This is a genomic window from Streptomyces sp. x-80, assembly GCF_046549095.1.
In the GTDB taxonomy this organism is placed as follows: domain Bacteria; phylum Actinomycetota; class Actinomycetes; order Streptomycetales; family Streptomycetaceae; genus Streptomyces; species Streptomyces celluloflavus.
The window spans coordinates 1-15,814 of the sequence record NZ_JAJPWM010000005.1 but is presented as its reverse complement, the minus strand read 5'-3'; the positions used below and the strand labels follow the sequence as shown (position 1 = coordinate 15,814).

Sequence of the window (15,814 nt, the reverse complement as noted above, 5' to 3'; positions counted from 1 at the left end):
GATCAGTTCGCCTCGTTGGGGTTGATGGTGTTGGTGCCCCACATGCCGTGGCACCAGGCCGTAGCGGTGCCGGTGCCGCTGGTACGGCGGGCCTGGATGAGCAGGCCGGCGACGTCGCCATGCGAAAGACCATGGGCGCCGGGGGTAATTCGCGGTGAGGCGTAGACCTCTTTGCCGGTGGCGGTGATGGTGTCGCCGAGCTGCGTGAGGGTGCCGCCGCGGTTGAGCATGAGGCGGGCCTCGGCGGTGGTGCCGGCCGGGGCCCAGAGGGACCACCGCGCGGCGAGTACGGCGTGCTGGGTCTGGATGGTGCCGGAGTGGGCGGTGATCCAGTCGGCGGCGGTGACGGAGGCGCCGGGGGTGAGGGGGATGGGCACCCAGGGGCGGCCGAGGTACCCGTCGGCGTCTGCGTCGTCCATGATGATCGGGGACGGGTATCCGCCGCGGGCGAAGGCCCGGACCATCTGGGGGGAGGCGGGGTCGTTGCCGCCGACTTGCAGGGCGAGGCCGGTGCCGTCCTCGCGGGCCATGCTGACGCCGTAGCGGCCGGTAGTGAATTGGCCGACTCCCAGAATCTGCGCTCCCGTTGGGGCGCGGACGTCGAGGCTGCCGCCCTCGCCGATGACCACGGCGCCGTGGGTGATCTTGTTCAGAGCCGGCCGAGTCTGCGCGCGGCCAGTCAGCTCCCGAACTTGCCGTTCCAGGGCCCGGATGCGGTCGAGCAGGTCGAGGGGGATCGCGGCCATCAGGGCGCCTCCAGATAGAGCTTCGCGGTTTCGGACTGACCGCGTTCCGGCGGTGTGATGGCGATGCCGACGACGCGGTACCGCTCGTCGAGGCCGTTGGGCCACCACAGGTCACGTATGCGGAGGCGGATGGTGGTGCCGAGCATGGCGGGGGAGAGGGGAGCGTGGCCCATGTGCACGGTGATCTCGGGAATGGTGCGCGGGGAGCGGGCGATGTTCCAGTCGGCCCGCGCGTGGGCGTCCAGGGTCGGTTTCTCGATCACGGTCGAGTAGTCCGAGGTGCCGTCGAGGCGGGGCCAGCCGGCGGCGAGGGCGGCGTCGTCAACGAGCAGATCGGACAGCAACGGCACGGACTCGGACGCTTGGTTGTCGTTGTCCGAGGCGCCGCGGGACTGCCAAGCGTTCGCCTGCCCGCTGGCGTCCACTGGCCAGGTGTAGGACATGACCGGGCCGGGGCGGTCGAGCACGATGTCGCTGGTTCCGGTGCGGATCGTGGGAGCGCCGAGTTGCAGTCGCTTCACGCGCCGGCCGGTCTGTGCCTCGCGGAACGACGCGATACGCCACTCGAACCCGCCTTGGACGCGGGATAGTTGGTCGATCAGATCGCGAACCGTGGGCAGGTCGTAGCGGCTGTAGACGCGGTCACGTGGCATACCGGATAGCTCCGTGCCGTACGTGATGCCGATGTCTCCGCCGGGTGTGCCTTGGACGTAGTCGAGCAGGGTCCGCACGATGTCGAACTGGTCGACTTTCCGGGCCTCTTGGGTGTCGTAGAGCAGCCGGTGATCGAGGTAGGTATCCCATGTGCCGGCCTGGATCTGGGCGGAGAGATACCCGCGGTCGCTGGACTGTATCGACGCCGTCCACAGAACGCCGCCCCACCAGATTTCCCGTCCGCGCTCGACCCATACCGCGGTACGGCCGGGCACCAGGGCGGCGCGGACGCGTGCGGCGAGCGCCGTGTTCGGGAGAGGGATAGTTGCTTGCAGCGATCCGGCTTTGCCGATGTAGTCGTCAAGGCTCAGGCCGGAAACGGGGACGACGTCGAGGAGCTGGTCGCTGCGCAGGTCGCACAGCAGCACGCGATAGGTGGCAGGGGTCATGCCGGGCCCTCCCACCGCAGCGCGGCCGAGCTGTACGTCCCTGGAATGTTTGTCAAGGCGGTCGCGGTGTAGAGGCTCATCTCGATGTAGTCGCCGGTCTTCAGCACGACGGGGAGGGCAGCGGCATGCCCCTGCCCACCAGTGGACCGCGCGACGAAGGACATGTGCCATTCCCGGACGCCACCGTTCTTGACGACCAGGACGCGAGCCTGGTCGGCGCCGCCCGGCCATGTCTGCTGTGCGTAGACGGTGTAAAGCCCTGCGACGGGGGCGACGAGACGAGTGGGGGTCGTCGACGTCCACATCGATGTGTCGGACCGCGCGTCTGCGCCGCTCCACCGCACCGGGGTGTAGCGATTCGCCGCCAGGCTGTAGGTCTCGTCTTTGCGGACGGCGACGTAATGGCGCTCGGCCACGCTGCTCCAGCCGTTTCCGTCCCAGCGGTCCAGCCCGGTGCCGTTGTCGCGGTACTGGCCCGGGTAGGCGCCCTCGAAGCTGAGGCCCCAGCCGCGGGGGATGATTCCGCCGGCCGCCGCGGTGTAGCGGCGCCGGTCGGCAAGTGCGCCCGCCCAGTTGATTCCGCCGACACCGGCGGAGGCTCCGGCGGGCACGGTGATGTCCCACAGCCGCAGACATGTACCCGGCAGGCTCGCAGGCGCGGGGGTGGCCGAGGGCGCACCCTGGATGATCTCGACGACGGCGGCGGGCTGCTCGCTGGTGTCGTACAGCGGGTCGAGCACGCGCAGCACGACGGAATCGATCCGTGCGTATTGTGCGTCGCCGTCGGTGACGGTGAGCGTTTCGGGGGCTGTGATGGCTACGGGGTAGGCGCCTTGAGTGTCGGTGCCTTGGACCAGGGCGCGGCCGGTGCCGATCTGGACTTGCATGGAGGCGACGCCGGTCGCCTTGAGCGGATCGCCGCCGGCGATCACACCGCCACGCGACCGTAGCTCGCCCTCGGGCGCCATGGGCCCGACGGGGGCGAGTCGGGTGTCTTCTCGGGTCTGTTCCTTGGGCAGCAGCCATGCGGCGCGCACGGTCACGGGGCAACTCCTGTCACCAGTAGGCCGAGCGCCATCGCACGGTGCAGGCGGCGCGCGGGTCGGATGATCCGGGCGCGGCCCGGTAGATGTAATTCGTTGTGCCGGGCGGGAGCGTGAACGTTTCCTCGGGCACGCTGCGCGCGGTGGCGGTGTAGAGGCGTGAGGCGGTGCCGTTGAGCGTGACCGTGCCGGCCGCGGTGTCGATGAGCAGTTCGTCATCGGTGGCGAGGGGGATGTCGTATTCGAGCGTGTCGCCGGTGGCCAGGTTGGTCAGCGACGGAAGCTCGACCGGCCCCCGGAAGGTGATCAGGGGGTGTGTGTCGGTGGTGCCGTCGTTGGTGGCGGTGGTGGTGCCGGTCGAGCCAGGAGCCCCGAAGTCCAGCGGCCACCCCAGCCCCTCGGGGCCGGGGTCAAGGTTCCAGTCGAGGCCCGGCTCGGCAGCCGGCAACCGGATCTCGGCGCGCTGCTCGTTCAGGCTGTAGCGGCGGGAGTCGCTGGCTTCGAACTGAATCGCCCCACCCGACGCAACGCCTATGCGGTATCCGGTGTCCACGGGTATGGAGTGCCGCAGGCACCGGGCGTAGGCCAGCAGCGGCGGGGCATCGTCCAGGCGGACCACGAGCGGCAGTTCGTCGTCGCGGAGCGCCAGGTGTGCGCCCAACTCCCGTACTGCTGTGGTCATGGCGCCGGGCGGGGTGCGCAGCACGACGCCATCGACGGTGATCGTGCGGAGTTGGGCCAGGAGCCGGCCGGGGATCGCTCCGTGCGCGCCGGCCCGCGGCACGGTGCCGGAGTCCGCGCCGGGAGATTCCTCCCAGCCGGTGAGCTTCTGCCAGCGCACGGCGGTGCCGGGGCCGAGCAGCAGCTCGCCGTACTGGATGTGTCCGGGGAGGGTGACCAGGTCACCGGCGGCCATGGTCACCCCCTGCCCTTCATCTGCCACGCCAGTGACGCGGCGATCTGGTCGGCGGACTGCCCGTCCGCGTGCCAATTCTCGATGTGCACGGTTGCTCCCCAACCAGCGTTCTGTGATGTGCCGTTGGTGGGCGTCGTGCCAGCCGTGGCGAATTGGGGAGCAGCCGGTACGGACACCAGCGAGCGCATGGTGCGGTCGACCGCGGAGGCGCCCGACTTGATGCCCTCGACGATGCCTGACGGAATGTGCCGGCCGATCTGGTCCCGCATGACACGCGAAGGTGAGTGAATCCCCAGCGCGCGGGCAATCGGTCCCGGAATTAGATCCTTTGCCCATCCCATCAGTGTATTTTTCAGCCAAGATCCCATGGAGCGAATGCCGTTCCATAGGCCACGGACGATGTCCATGCCCTTGTTGTAGAGGAGATTTCCAAGGTTTCCGAGGCCCGACACGATGCGGCCCGGCAACCCCCGTACCCAGTTCACGAGTTCAGTCGCCTTGCGCACTGTCCCGTCTTTGATGGCCTGCCAATGCTTGATGATCAGCCCGGGAAGAGTCCAATTGAGGAAGAAGTTCAGCAGCTTTTGCGGTAGTCCCTTGACCCAATCGACGATGGTATTCCATACGCGTACTGTCCCCGCTTTGATGGAATCCCAATGCTTGATGATGATCCCGACCAAAGTGAAATTCATGAACAGGTCGATCAGCCATTGGCCGACGGCCTTGATCTTTCCCCAGACCCAGTCCCAGGCGGCGGCGGTAGCATTCTTGATGGCGTCCCACTTGGCGACGATCAAAGCCACCAGGCCCACGACAGCAGTAATGACCCAGCCGACAGGGCCCATGGCCATCACCCACGCGGCGGCCATCCGGGCCGCCTGGGCGAGGGCCTGCGCTCCCATGAGCACCCAGCCGGCCACGACGCGTGCCGCGGTCGCTGCCGCCGAGGCCGCCATTCGCACGCCTGCGGCAACGGCCTGGGCAGCCACCACGGTCATACGCGCGGCGTAGCCGCTGGCGGCGACAGCCATGCGGCCGATGGCGCTCGCCGCGGCCATGGTGCCTCGCGCGAAATTCGCGATGGTGGTCAGGGAACTTCCGAACGCGGAGATGGTCTTTCCGATGGCGATTACGAGCGGACCGAGCGCGGCAACTGCCAGCGCCACAACAGTGCCGGTCCGCAGGAGCCCGGAATCCGTCTGCGACAGTTTCGACGCAAGCGCAGTGAGCTTTTCCGCAAAACTGGTAGCCCACTGCAAAATCCCGGACCCGGCGATAGCCAACATTAGGCCCTCGACCGCAGACTGAAGCCCCTTCATCTGGCCGTTGAAGCCCTGCATTTGGACGTCAGCGATGTTCTTTGCGGTACCGCCGGAGTGCTCCAGGTCTTTCGTCAACTTCTTGAGGGCGCCGGAGCCTTGCGATACGAGTGCCTGCATGGCGGGGCCGGCCTCGACACCGAAAATTCCCATCATGTCCGCGGTCGACGCGCCGGCCTTTTCGAGTTGGCCAACGATGGAGACGAGTGGACGCAGCTTGCCGTGACTGTCGACAACGGACACGCCGAGCTTCTTCAGAATCTTCTCTGTGTCGCCGGTTGGCTTGAGCAGCGAGGCGATTGCGCCCCGCAGTGCGGTACCGGCCTCGGACCCCTGAATGCCCGCGTTGCCCATCATGCCGATAGCGGCCGAGGTTTCCTCGATCGCCAGACCGGCACTTGAGGCCACGGGCGCGACGTACTTGAAGCTCTCGCCGAGCATCTTCATATCGGTGTTGGTGCTGGTGAACGTCTTAGCCAACACGTCGTTGAGGTGTGCGAGGTCTTTCGTCTGAAGCCCGTATCCGGAAAGGACGTTGGTTGCGATGTCGGCGGCGTCCGCGAGGGCGATGTTTCCGGCCGCGGCGAGGTTCAGCACCCCCGGTAGAGCCTGGGTGATGTCCCGGGATTTCATGCCGGCCATGGCCATGTAGCCCATGGCGTCCGCGGCTTCGCTCGCGCTGTACTGGGTCGTCGACCCCATCTCCTTGGCGAGCTTTTCCAGGGAGGCGAACTGCGCACCGGCCGCGCCGGACACGGCCTTGACGCGGTTCATGGATGCCTGGAAGTCGCCGCCGGTCTTGATCGCGGCGGCAGCCACCCCCACCAGAGGGGCGGTGAGCCATTTCGACATCCCGCCGCCCACACTGGCCGCGGTCTGCCCGACGCTGGAGAACTGGCCTTGTGCGGTGGCCAGTCGGCCGCGGAACTGGGAATCGTCCAAGCGGAGACTGGCAAAGAGTTCACCGACGCGCAGCGCCACCGTGGTCACCTCCGGGGGATCGTGCCGCCCGGCGGGGCGGAGGGGGAAGGGCCGGGAGCGAGCGCGCGGGACAGGCGCGACTCTGTCGAGAGAAGGCCCAGAATGCGGACACGGAGCCAGCGCCAGGACCGGTCTTGCAGTAGACCCGGAGCGCTGACGTCAACTCCGTACGTCTCGTGTAGATCGGCCTCGATGAGGGGCCACTCGGCAAGGAGGCGGGCCCAGGTCAGCGACGCGTGTGGTCCTCGCTGCGGGCCGGTGCCTTCCGGGTACTCGTACCACTCGTAGAGGCCGCTCTCTTCGTCGTATTCGCCCCGCCCGGCCGGCTGCGCCGCGCCTGCCGGTTCGGGGCCAGCCGAGAAGGGCCGCCGCCCGCGTTCCAGAACGTTTCGGCTGCGGCCTTGTCCTGCGCAATCCACACCATGGCCGTGATGGCGGCGTGTTTGAGCGCGGGCCAGGTCACACCGTCGGCGACCATCTCGTCGTGCGCGGAGCCGAGTACGTCGTGGTACAGGTCCTGCTCGGCGGCGTCCCCGAGTACCTGCTCGTCGACCGCCCCGCCGTCGGCGGCGACCGCCGCGGCGTTGATCAGCTTCTGTGTGCGCAGTCCTACCTTGGCGGAGGGGGCCGGGACGGTGTAGACCGTGTCAGCGATCGGCAGATGCAGAGACTCGTCGAGTAGTTCGTCGAGTGCCTTGAAGGCCATCAGCTCACCGCCTTCAGCGTCTTCGGCCCGGCCGGCGGGCCATCGGCAACGGGGTTGGTGATCTCGGTCAGCGGTCCGGAGCCGGTCAGGGTGACTTTGATGGTGTCGACTTCGTCGGGGCCGCCGCCGTCGGGCTCCCAGGTGACCAGGGCGCGGCCTTCGTACGCGTCATCGGCTCCGTTGCGGTCGTAGTACCGCACCGCGACGTAGCTGTCGGCACCGAACCGCATCGACGCCTTCCGGAGCGCCTCTTGCGCGGTGTTAAAAGCACCTGTGGCCGGGTGGGCGCGGTGGGCGAGGGCGACCTCGACCGACCACGCGAGCATGGTCACGGCCTGCTCCGACCAGCCCTCGGCGTCGTACGTCGTCACATCCTGCTGTGTGGGCTCGATCTTGGGCGTGAACTCAGTGATACCGGGGACCAGGGCCCAAGTCGGGGTGCCGTCCTTGCCCATGTCCAGCTCAAGGCGGTACCGGCGCGCGAGCGCAGTCACCGTCTCGGCCGGCGGCGTGGGGGTTGCCATCGGTCGTCTCCTATTCGAGGTGTCGGGCCGCGCGGTGCGCGCGGGCGTAGTAGGTGCTCGACCGCTCCATGCGGCCACAGTCGTCGGCGCCGATCGGAGCCGACGCGGTGCGGTAGAGGAGCTGCACCCGCGCTACACCCCACAGGAACGGTCCGGCGCCGTGCAGCAGGTCGTGCGCCTGGTCGTCGAGGGCGTCGACCTCGCGGGGGTCGGCCCCGGCCCGGGTGCGGACCTGGATTCCGGTGGTGCAGTCGGTGAGCGCGGAAGAGTCCTGGACCGGATACGCGGTCAGGCAGATGACGCGATCCGGCGCCGGTGGAATCGCGGCCATCGTGAGCGCGGTCTCGCCCGGGGCGTACCGGCCGTCGGGCCGGTAGGTGCCGACGCCGTGCTCGGCGAGCAGACGGGCGAGGCCGTCAAGCAGGTCGGCGGTGTAGCTCACGACAGGGCCCGCCGAATCTGCGCAGCGATCAATGCCTGCACGGTGCCGCTCTCCTCGGGTAGCACGGATTCGAGGTACTTGGCGGTGCGGCCCGGGGCGTGCCGGGCGTGCATGTCCTCGTGGACGCGCACCGCGTACGGGGTGTCGTAGGACACGGCGGACGTCATCCGGCCGGTGTCCACGGAGGCCGCCCCTGACCGTTCGAGCACCCCCTCGGCGATCGGCACCCGCTGACGGGAGGCGCCGAGCACGTGCTCGGCGGCCAGCAGCATGCCGCGGGCAGCGGCGGAGCGCGCCGCGGCGACCACCGCCGGCCCCTGCCATCGGACGCGGGGGCTCATTGGCACATCACCTCCGTACAGGCAGGCACCGGCAATCCCGGGGCGGTGTGGCGGGCGACGGTCAGTGCGGTGGTGGTGCGCCCGTCGGGCAGCGTCAGGCGGCTACCGACCGGGCACTCGATCTCCGGTCCGGCGATTGCAGTCGCGGTGGCCTGGGTGGTGCGGCTCTCGGGGGTGCGGGTCATCTGGGGCCGGTCGGCGACCAGGGCCCGCACCACTGCCGGCGGGCCGTACGTCGGCCCGTACGCGCCGTCGCCGAGGTACGGCTCGATGGTGACGCGGTGGCGCAGCAGCACCGCCGGTACGCGGGTCACCACGGCCACACCACCCCCGGTTCAAGCCCGGCCCGGCGCAGCGCCCGGCCGGCGCGCGGCGCCAGCTCGACGCCCGAAGCGGCCGGCGCCTGCCCGGACCGGCCGGACAGGGACACCGGCCCGATGGACACCGCATCCCAGATGCCACCGGCGCCGGTGCCGTCGTCACCGGTGGCGAGCCAGTGCTCAACCTGCGCACACACGGCATCGGCTAGGGCGGCGCGTACTCGGGCGTCGAGCGGGTCGCCGTCCTCGTCGACCGCGTACACCGCGGTCAGCAGGGCGCTGTCGATGTCCTCGGATGCGCGGGTGAGCAGCCGCTCGGCGCCCGCGGGTGCAGCCTCGCCGAGGTAGGCGGCGAGCTGTTCGGGGGTGGCGTACAGGCGGCGCAGCATTGGCTACTCCTCCTTACGTCTGCGTGGGCGTGCCGGTGCGGGGGGTGCGTCGTCGACTCGGTAGCCGTGGCGGCGGGCGTAGGCGAGGACGCGCGGGTCGTCGGTCTGCGCCTGCCCGTCGACGATCGGAACTCCACCGGGGCCGGGGCCGGTGAAGTGGGGAACGGGGCTGTAGATGGTGGCCACGGGCGTCACCCGCTGATCACGCCGCGGGCGCGGAGTGCGGCCAGCAGCGCATTGAAGTCGTCGACCAGCCCGGCGACCTCGGCCGCGTCGGAGTTCGCGACCTTGGTCGCGCTGCCGGTGAGCAGGCCGGTGTGGGTGTGGTTGCCCGCGGCGGCGTCCTTGGCACCGGTGCCGACGGTCGGCGGGAAGGTGGCCGGTTTGCCCGTCACGCTCGCCCACGCCACCGGCCCGCCACCGGAGAGGGTGTCGAGTACGGCGTCGAGGGGCTGTCGGCCCTCCGGCGTCACCACGGTGACGGCCGGGGCGTCGAGCGCGTTGCGGTGCTCACCGCCTGGGGTGTCACGCATGGTCACACCACCTTGATGTTCCGGAAGACCGACGCGGCCTTGGTCGCCTTCAACGCGACGGCGACCGGGCCCATTTCGACCTCACCGCGCTTGACGGCGCCCGCGCTGTTGAAGTCGGGCAGCCACGTGGACACAAGCTGTCCGCCGGCGGTGGCGACACCGTGGAACCCGTCGAGGCCGGCCCGGTAGGCGTACAGGTCCGTGAGTCCGCTGGTGTCGGCGTCGCTGACCTTCCGGGACTCAACCGGAATGATCGGGTCGTTGGATCCGGCCTTGGCGCCGGGGTCGGCGAACACGATCCCGCCGTAGGACTCGCGCTCGATGGGGCGTCCGCCGGGGCCGAGCAGACCCTCGATCGGATCACGGGTGTACATCCCGGCGCGGCGAGCGGCAGCACGCACGCGGGCAAGGGCCTTGGCATTGCCGAGGATCACGGTCGGGGTGCCATCCAGCAGCGACAGCCACTCGTCAATCGCGTCCAACGCGCGGTGCTCCGCACGGGTGTTGGTGTCGAAGTCGGACCAGTCGGTGACGGAGTCCGCGCGGAACTCCGTCGAGCTGCCCGTCAGGGCCTTGTCGAGGCCGTCGAACGCGTTCTCGTCCGTCGCGGTATCACCGTTGATCACGGTGTCCTGAAAAAGGGTGCGGGCGGCCTTGATCTTCTGCTGCATGTTCAGCGAGACGGCGCCGGAGGCGGCCGGGCCGATCTTCGCGATGACGCGGTCGATTTCGAACGAGCCACCAAAGACGGTGAGATCGACGGTGTGGCGCTCGGTGTTGACGTTGCTGGGCGCGTACTCGCTGTTGAGCGGGCGGAACGCGGCGGTCGGCTGAGTGACCAGTCGGCGGTAGCCGTAGGTCAGGGTCGCGCCGCCGCCGGCGGGGTTGACGGCCTGGTCGAACTGGAGGCTGTCCAGGATCGCGCTGCCCTTGCGGAACTCGTCGATCACCTGCACATCAAGATCGTCCTGGGCGTTGTTGCGGGCCTCGGCCAGGGTCACGGCCATAGGTGGGGCTCCTATCTGGTTCAGCCGCCCAGGCGGGCGGCGATGGCGTCATCGAGGGAGGTGGCGCGGCGCGGCGCGGTGGGCGCGCCGTTGAACTCCCCGCCGCTGCGAGCGGGGCCGGCCGGGGTGGAGGCGAGTCGCGGGGTGGTCTTGAGGGCTTCGGTGATCGTGGCCTGTACGGCGGCCGTGTCGGTGGGGTCCAGCTCGGCGACGGCGTCGGCGAACGCCCGGGAGTCGAGCAGGGCGTCGGGGTCCGCGCCGGCCGCGCCCGCGGCCCGGTACACGGCCAGCTCGACGGCGGCCTGCCGCGCCTGCTGCTGCTCGGCGGCGAGCTGCTGCGTCAAGGCGGCCGGGTCCGGCGCGGCGTCGGCGTCCTGGGCCAGGCCCAGCGCGCGCCCGATCTCCTGCGCGAGCTGCGTGCGGGCCTCATCCGCCGCACGTGCCTTGGCCGTTACGCGCGTCTTGCCGGCCTCGGCGCGGGCCTCGGCGAGCTGACGCTCAAGGCGCGCGATCTGCGCCGCGGGCTCAACCTGCTCGACCTCGTTCGCAGCGACCGGCGGCGCCGGGACAGCGGCGGGGGCCAGCGTGGTGTCGGGGGCGACGGTCTCGGCGGAGGCCGGAGTGGTGCTGGGGGTGGTGTCGCTCACGGTGTGCACTCCTGGTGCGGTGGGCCCGCTCCTGGCGGGCGTTCGGGCATGCGAAAGGGGCCCGCACCAGGCGGGCCCCGTGGGGTGTGTCTGTGTTGCGCTACTGCGCGGCTTCGTCCTCGCCCGGTAGCGGGCGGGCCTTGGCGTAGCCGCGGACCCATGCGCTACGACGCAGGTCGCCGGCCGGGTAGGGGCAGACGGTCACCGGCTGCCGAGCGCGGCCGGCCTCGGCCCCTTCTGTGAGGGCGCGTACGAGGTCTGAGCGGGACAACTTCGCCTCCTACAGCCGGTTGTCACGGTCCGACCGTGCCTTGCGGGCAGTGTCGGCCGCCGCGTTGCGCTGACCCGTGAGCTGTTCGGTGTACTCGGCCAGCGTAGTGCGCGGGTGATCGGCCCACCATCGCTTGAGTTCTTCGGAAGCGCGGGCGTACGCGACGTGCGCCGGCCCCGTGAACAGGCTGATCGGGTCGATGTCAGCGGCGGCGGCCTCACGGGACAGCAGCACGCCCCGGCACGCATCCTCCGCGGACTGCCACTGTGCGTAGACGTGCTCCCGGTACATCTCCCGGACCTGCGCGCGGGTATAGGCGCCGCGGCCGGCCGCGGCTTCCTCGGTGCGCTCGGCGACCCACCGGTCGGTTGCGGTCATGCCCGTGAACCGGTCGCCGGCATCGTTGGCGAGCCAGCCCCAGTCATCCGGATCGGGGACAGGGGCCAAGGCACTATCGAGGGCCTGATGGTCAGCGACCTGCCCCTCAACGGTCTGCGCGCCATCGGCGGCCGGCGCAGGCCGCGGCGGATACCGGCGGTCGAACTCGGCCGCGATCCGCGCGACCTCGGACGGCTGCGCATGCCGGATCGCTGCGCCGAGGGCATCGTCGGTCAGTCCGGCGAGGTTGGCGGCCAGCCGGCCGCCGGGAAAGGCGCGGGCCATCAGGTCCCGGCGATCCGCCTCGGCCGCGATACGGCCGCGGTCGTGCTCGTCGAGTACCCCAGGTCTCAGCGACGCCCCGAGCTGGGTGTCGCTCATCTCCGCCAGAGTGTGACGGTCGCCGGAGCGCACCCGGGCGGCCTCGACAGCGTCCTGCGGCGGATGCGGCCGGCGCTCCGGGAGGTTCCCGGCGCCCGACTGTTCGCGGTAGCGGCGACGGATCAACTCAGGGTGTTGTGCGAGGTGTTCGCGCTGCTTCTTCTGCCAGGTGCGAACCTTGGCCTCAGCCGCGTGCTTGCCCTCCGGGGTAATGGCGGCGGTGGCGCGGTTCTTCCACTTCCGAATGCCGCGCTCGATTGCGCGCTGCCGCTGGCTGGCCTCGTACCCGTTCGGATCGGTGGAGTGCTCCACCGGCGCCCGAGTGACCCCCGGCAGATAAGCCGACGTCGAGTGACGGCAGTTGGGATGCTGCAATCCCTGACGGCGCGCTTCATCGAGTGATCCGGCGACGTGTGCGTGCACGGTCCGTCCGTCCTCGACGGCATGCTCGACCTCAACCGTTCGGACGCCGTCGGGCCCGTCGAGGGCCAACACCTTGCCTTCCCAACGGGAGCACAGGGGGCACTCGTGGGGCGCGTTGGAAACGATCACCAAGGACACCCCGGCCGCGCGTAGACGGTCGCCGTGCGCCTCGACCGCGGCCCTTCCGACGGCCGTTCGTACGGCCATCTCGGCGTACGAGGTCATCGACCAGGCACGACCGGACCGGTCGACGAAGCTCCTGAACCCTCGGTCGGCAAAACGCTCCATGGCAGCCTGCGTCGCCTGCCGGCGCGTCTCCACACCCAGCAACGGCGTACCAGATACCTCGGCGATCACCTGCCGATACCCGTCCGCTACGCCCCGCAGGATGCCGCGATGCGTAGCGGTGACACGGTCGACCGCCTCATGCGCGAGACGATCGACCGCGCGGGCGTTGGGCGTACTCTCCGCAATCCGACGGACGTCGACGTCATGCAGCGCGCCCAACTCGACCAGACCGGCGCGGGAGCCGACGTTGTACGCCTCGGCGACCACGTCGAACACCTCAAGTTGAGTGGCTTTGCCGAGTTCAGCGACGACGGACTGCGCAGCCCGGCGTAGCGCCTGCACATCGGCGAGCTTCTTCTCCGCCCATGCCGGCGCGTCGAACCCGTCGTCGAGCCGTCGCGCGATCAGCGACAGCAGCCGCGCCTCGGCGCCCGCGTACAGGTCGCGGACGCCGGCCGACAGATCCTCGACCATGCCCGGGTGGATCGGCACGGCGCCCCCTTCCTTTCAGTCGAGGGCGCCGGCCTGCATTGGGTCGGGTACGGCGGCGCCGGTCTCGGCGAGGATGCGGTCGACCTCGGCCCGCACGGTGTCGTCGTCCCAATCTGGATGCAGCGCGCGCACCTTGGTGTCGGTGCTCACGGCCTGCGCCTGCTGAAGCAGGGACAGGGTTTGTGCGACTGATTGCGGGTCCTCGCTCACGCCGTCGTCGAAGGCGACACGGGGCCGGTCGACGACGAGGTTTGGGGTGAACATCGCTCGGTCCAGCCGGAGCATGACGAGCAAGATGTGTGCGAGGGCCGGTCGCCAGTAGCGCGACTTCTTGTTTCGGGTGATCATCGAGCGGCGCTCGCGGGCGGTGACCTCGGTTGCCGTGACGGCGCCGCCCTGGTCGCCGAGTCCGAAGCTCTGCGCGGAGTATCCGGCGGAGCGTACGGCCTGCTGCACGATTGCGTCGGACGTTGACTGGTGTTCGGCGACTCTGATCGCGAACTGCGCCAGGGTAATACCGCCCTGCTCGGTCGGGGGCATGCTCAATGCCTGCCAGATTTCCCGGTCATCGTCGAACGAGGCGCCGCGGCCGGGCCCGTGGTCGCGCAGGTACCCGTCGGGGACGATCAGGCGGGCACGGGCGAGGCGGATGTCGCGCAGCCAGCTTGACCATGTCTCGTCCAGGCCGTCCATGAGGTCATGGAGAGGTGCGGCGTAGTCCGAGCGTCCGAACGGGCTGCCGCGGTGTTTGCGGTTCGGCTTGATGTTGGGAACGTAGGCGGCAGTGAGCTCCGGTATGCCGGTCTCGATCGCATCGCCCTCGGCGCTGAGAGACTTGGCGAGGCAGGCAACCTCGGGGTGTTCGGTGAGCGGTATGCGCCGGCCAAGGTGGTCGACGGTCCCCTCGTACAGTCCGTGCAAGATGCGGCCGGGTTCGTGGTGTTCGAGGTGGCGCCATACGGTCGCGTTGTCCGAAGCGAGTTCGCGCCAGAACGTGACCTCGGTCAACTGCCCCCAACGGAAGGTGGGTACGGCAGCGTCGGCGTGCACGGCGGTCAGAAGAGGACGTGGGGCGAGCGAGGTATCCCACGTGATCCGCAGGTACACACCGCCCAAAGCGGCGGCGACCTCGGCCGCTTCGAGCAGCGTGTTCTCGACGCCGTCAACCTCGACGAGCTCGGCGAGGCGATCCTGCGCGCCAGGGTCCGGCACGGTGAACGTCGGCGATTCGGAGAACAGAAGATCGGCGCTGGTGGTGGCGATGTCGCCGGCGAGCGGGATGTGTAGGCGGGTGTCGCGCTTCCCGGGCTGCGGATGCCGGTGGCGGGCCCACAGTCGGCGCCGGCCGTCCTCGCGTCGCTGCTGGTGCTGGTAGACGTCGGCGAGCTTGGTTCGGTCGCCGGAGTACCAGGCGTCGTCGACGCGCAGCTCGCGGTAGAGCGGGGCGAGCCTCGGCGGCGGCCAGGGTGCGTTGGCGTCAGGAAGTGCCATCGTCGCCCCCTTCCTGTATGGCCTCGCACGCCTCGGCGACGTTGCGGAGCATGAGGGCAAGGCACGGGCCGACGCTGTCGCCGGGGCCGAGCGTGAGCGTGCCTATGTCGCCGGTGTGGTCGCCGACGGTCAGCGTCATAGGCATGTGGAGCCATACGGCAGTCATGCGGCGACCTCCCTCGGTGCGGTGAGTAGGTGGCGCCACTCGTGCGCCGTCGAGTGCACGACGTACCGCAGCGCGTCGGACGAGTGGTCGGCCTGCTTCACGGGCTTGTCCTCGCCCTTGTTGGCGGCCGTCTCGTCCCATACGTAGCCGGGCAGCTCGTCGAGCAGGCCCTCGCACGATCGGTGTATGCGGAGCAGCCCGGCACCGAGCAGGTTCGCCACGCTGCGAATTCCGTCCACGACTTCGTTCGAGGCGCGGGTAACGCCCGGATAGGCGTCGGCCCATAGCTGTGTGATGAAGCTCGCCGCGCTGGGGTCGATGAACGTCCACTCGGGGGCGACGCCTTGTTCGGCAACCCACTTGCGGAGGGCGGTCGAATACTGGGCGTCGGTCATCTGGCGGCGCGCGGTGCGGGAGTCGTGGCGCCACTCGGCGCACGCGTACAGCCGGCCGTCGGCGCCTTCGCCGAGCAGGATCGCCGAGGTGGCGTTCACGGTGCCGTAGTCGATTCCGATCCAGTACCGGCGCATAGTGGGCAGGTCGTCGACGACGTGCTCGGACTCGTCGAACATGTCGTAGATCGCGCCCTCGGCCTGTACCCACAGGCCGAGTACGTTCCGCTGGTAGAACAGGCCGGTGTGCGTGGACTTGATCCGGGCTTTGTACTCGTCGTCAAGGGCGGGGTTGTCGTCCAACTGGAAGTGCCACGACCTGAGTCGGGCCTCGGTGGGCCTGAGCAGGTAGTCGCGGCGTAGCCAGTGGTTCGGGTTGTCGGGGTTGGTCGTTGCTAACCCTTGCTGTCAACCACCCGGTACTGACGTGCCGTGTCGTGGCTCAGATTCGCAGGTCAGCGGAGGCGTGGCGTGGTCGCTGTTCCATGTGCCAACACGACAACGGCCCCCGCTGC

The 15,814-nt window shown here is 69.6% G+C and carries 20 protein-coding genes; all 20 read right to left on the bottom strand.

Features of this window, described 5'->3' with window-relative positions; genetic code table 11:
• Positions 1 to 2: 2 nt before the first annotated feature.
• Positions 3 to 746 (bottom strand): hypothetical protein, encoded by a 744-nt coding sequence (locus tag ACLJWH_RS10665; protein WP_411141397.1) that lies wholly within the window; start codon positions 744 to 746, stop codon positions 3 to 5.
• The gene (locus ACLJWH_RS10660) at positions 746 to 1,849 is read right to left on the bottom strand and encodes a hypothetical protein (RefSeq protein ID WP_411141396.1); all 1,104 of its coding nucleotides are present in this window, start codon (positions 1,847 to 1,849) and stop codon (positions 746 to 748) included. The genes ACLJWH_RS10665 and ACLJWH_RS10660 overlap by 1 nt, the downstream gene beginning before the upstream one ends.
• The gene (locus tag ACLJWH_RS10655) at positions 1,846 to 2,892 is read right to left on the bottom strand and encodes a hypothetical protein (protein WP_411141395.1); all 1,047 of its coding nucleotides are present in this window, start codon (positions 2,890 to 2,892) and stop codon (positions 1,846 to 1,848) included. Before ACLJWH_RS10655 ends, ACLJWH_RS10660 begins: the two co-directional genes overlap by 4 nt.
• Positions 2,893 to 2,905: 13 nt before the next feature.
• Positions 2,906 to 3,808, bottom strand: a complete 903-nt coding sequence (locus ACLJWH_RS10650) for a phage distal tail protein (RefSeq protein WP_411141394.1) — start codon at positions 3,806 to 3,808, stop codon at positions 2,906 to 2,908.
• Between the two features lie 2 nt (positions 3,809 to 3,810).
• Positions 3,811 to 6,108, bottom strand: a complete 2,298-nt coding sequence (locus ACLJWH_RS10645) for a phage tail tape measure protein (protein ID WP_411141393.1) — start codon at positions 6,106 to 6,108, stop codon at positions 3,811 to 3,813.
• A 226-nt stretch (positions 6,109 to 6,334) separates the two neighbouring features.
• Positions 6,335 to 6,814 carry a hypothetical protein gene (locus tag ACLJWH_RS10640; protein WP_411141392.1) on the bottom strand — a complete coding sequence of 160 codons (480 nt, stop codon included), beginning with the start codon at positions 6,812 to 6,814 and terminating at the stop codon, positions 6,335 to 6,337.
• Positions 6,814 to 7,338, bottom strand: a complete 525-nt coding sequence (locus ACLJWH_RS10635; RefSeq protein WP_411141390.1) for a phage tail tube protein — start codon at positions 7,336 to 7,338, stop codon at positions 6,814 to 6,816. Before ACLJWH_RS10635 ends, ACLJWH_RS10640 begins: the two co-directional genes overlap by 1 nt.
• A gap of 10 nt (positions 7,339 to 7,348) precedes the next feature.
• Positions 7,349 to 7,780 carry a minor capsid protein gene (locus ACLJWH_RS10630; RefSeq protein ID WP_411141389.1) on the bottom strand — a complete coding sequence of 144 codons (432 nt, stop codon included), beginning with the start codon at positions 7,778 to 7,780 and terminating at the stop codon, positions 7,349 to 7,351.
• Complete coding sequence (locus ACLJWH_RS10625) at positions 7,777 to 8,121, bottom strand: hypothetical protein (protein ID WP_411141388.1); 345 nt, start codon at positions 8,119 to 8,121, stop codon at positions 7,777 to 7,779. The genes ACLJWH_RS10630 and ACLJWH_RS10625 overlap by 4 nt, the downstream gene beginning before the upstream one ends.
• Positions 8,118 to 8,435: a hypothetical protein gene (locus ACLJWH_RS10620; protein ID WP_411141387.1), complete on the bottom strand. Its 318-nt coding sequence runs from the start codon at positions 8,433 to 8,435 to the stop codon at positions 8,118 to 8,120. The genes ACLJWH_RS10625 and ACLJWH_RS10620 overlap by 4 nt, the downstream gene beginning before the upstream one ends.
• Positions 8,432 to 8,830 (bottom strand): hypothetical protein, encoded by a 399-nt coding sequence (locus ACLJWH_RS10615; RefSeq protein WP_411141386.1) that lies wholly within the window; start codon positions 8,828 to 8,830, stop codon positions 8,432 to 8,434. Before ACLJWH_RS10615 ends, ACLJWH_RS10620 begins: the two co-directional genes overlap by 4 nt.
• A gap of 3 nt (positions 8,831 to 8,833) precedes the next feature.
• Positions 8,834 to 9,016 (bottom strand): hypothetical protein, encoded by a 183-nt coding sequence (locus ACLJWH_RS10610; protein WP_411141385.1) that lies wholly within the window; start codon positions 9,014 to 9,016, stop codon positions 8,834 to 8,836.
• A gap of 5 nt (positions 9,017 to 9,021) precedes the next feature.
• On the bottom strand, positions 9,022 to 9,363 hold the full coding sequence (locus ACLJWH_RS10605) for a hypothetical protein (protein WP_411141384.1): 342 nt from the start codon (positions 9,361 to 9,363) through the stop codon (positions 9,022 to 9,024).
• 2 nt (positions 9,364 to 9,365) lie between these two features.
• Entirely contained in the window at positions 9,366 to 10,370 is a 1,005-nt protein-coding gene (locus ACLJWH_RS10600) for a major capsid protein (RefSeq protein ID WP_411141383.1), read from the bottom strand.
• A 20-nt stretch (positions 10,371 to 10,390) separates the two neighbouring features.
• A complete protein-coding gene (locus ACLJWH_RS10595) occupies positions 10,391 to 11,017 on the bottom strand; it encodes a hypothetical protein (protein ID WP_411141382.1) in 627 nt (208 codons plus the stop codon).
• Between the two features lie 100 nt (positions 11,018 to 11,117).
• Positions 11,118 to 11,288: an Rmf/CrpP fold protein gene (locus tag ACLJWH_RS10590; RefSeq protein WP_411141381.1), complete on the bottom strand. Its 171-nt coding sequence runs from the start codon at positions 11,286 to 11,288 to the stop codon at positions 11,118 to 11,120.
• A gap of 9 nt (positions 11,289 to 11,297) precedes the next feature.
• On the bottom strand, positions 11,298 to 13,250 hold the full coding sequence (locus ACLJWH_RS10585) for a phage minor capsid protein (protein WP_411141380.1): 1,953 nt from the start codon (positions 13,248 to 13,250) through the stop codon (positions 11,298 to 11,300).
• 15 nt (positions 13,251 to 13,265) lie between these two features.
• Complete coding sequence (locus ACLJWH_RS10580) at positions 13,266 to 14,741, bottom strand: phage portal protein (protein WP_411141379.1); 1,476 nt, start codon at positions 14,739 to 14,741, stop codon at positions 13,266 to 13,268.
• Positions 14,728 to 14,907: a hypothetical protein gene (locus tag ACLJWH_RS10575; RefSeq protein ID WP_411141378.1), complete on the bottom strand. Its 180-nt coding sequence runs from the start codon at positions 14,905 to 14,907 to the stop codon at positions 14,728 to 14,730. The genes ACLJWH_RS10580 and ACLJWH_RS10575 overlap by 14 nt, the downstream gene beginning before the upstream one ends.
• Entirely contained in the window at positions 14,904 to 15,602 is a 699-nt protein-coding gene (locus ACLJWH_RS10570; protein WP_411141377.1) for a terminase, read from the bottom strand. The genes ACLJWH_RS10575 and ACLJWH_RS10570 overlap by 4 nt, the downstream gene beginning before the upstream one ends.
• Positions 15,603 to 15,814: the final 212 nt, after the last annotated feature.

Coding starts and splice junctions, on each gene's coding strand:
- ACLJWH_RS10580 (WP_411141379.1), bottom strand. CDS start 14,741: ATGGCACTTCCTGACGCCAACGCACCCTGGCCGCCGCCGAGGCTCGCC.
- ACLJWH_RS10665 (WP_411141397.1), bottom strand. CDS start 746: ATGGCCGCGATCCCCCTCGACCTGCTCGACCGCATCCGGGCCCTGGAA.
- ACLJWH_RS10635 (WP_411141390.1), bottom strand. CDS start 7,338: ATGGCAACCCCCACGCCGCCGGCCGAGACGGTGACTGCGCTCGCGCGC.
- ACLJWH_RS10605 (WP_411141384.1), bottom strand. CDS start 9,363: ATGCGTGACACCCCAGGCGGTGAGCACCGCAACGCGCTCGACGCCCCG.
- ACLJWH_RS10640 (WP_411141392.1), bottom strand. CDS start 6,814: ATGGCCTTCAAGGCACTCGACGAACTACTCGACGAGTCTCTGCATCTG.
- ACLJWH_RS10650 (WP_411141394.1), bottom strand. CDS start 3,808: ATGGCCGCCGGTGACCTGGTCACCCTCCCCGGACACATCCAGTACGGC.
- ACLJWH_RS10625 (WP_411141388.1), bottom strand. CDS start 8,121: ATGAGCCCCCGCGTCCGATGGCAGGGGCCGGCGGTGGTCGCCGCGGCG.
- ACLJWH_RS10575 (WP_411141378.1), bottom strand. CDS start 14,907: ATGACTGCCGTATGGCTCCACATGCCTATGACGCTGACCGTCGGCGAC.
- ACLJWH_RS10600 (WP_411141383.1), bottom strand. CDS start 10,370: ATGGCCGTGACCCTGGCCGAGGCCCGCAACAACGCCCAGGACGATCTT.
- ACLJWH_RS10660 (WP_411141396.1), bottom strand. CDS start 1,849: ATGACCCCTGCCACCTATCGCGTGCTGCTGTGCGACCTGCGCAGCGAC.
- ACLJWH_RS10615 (WP_411141386.1), bottom strand. CDS start 8,830: ATGCTGCGCCGCCTGTACGCCACCCCCGAACAGCTCGCCGCCTACCTC.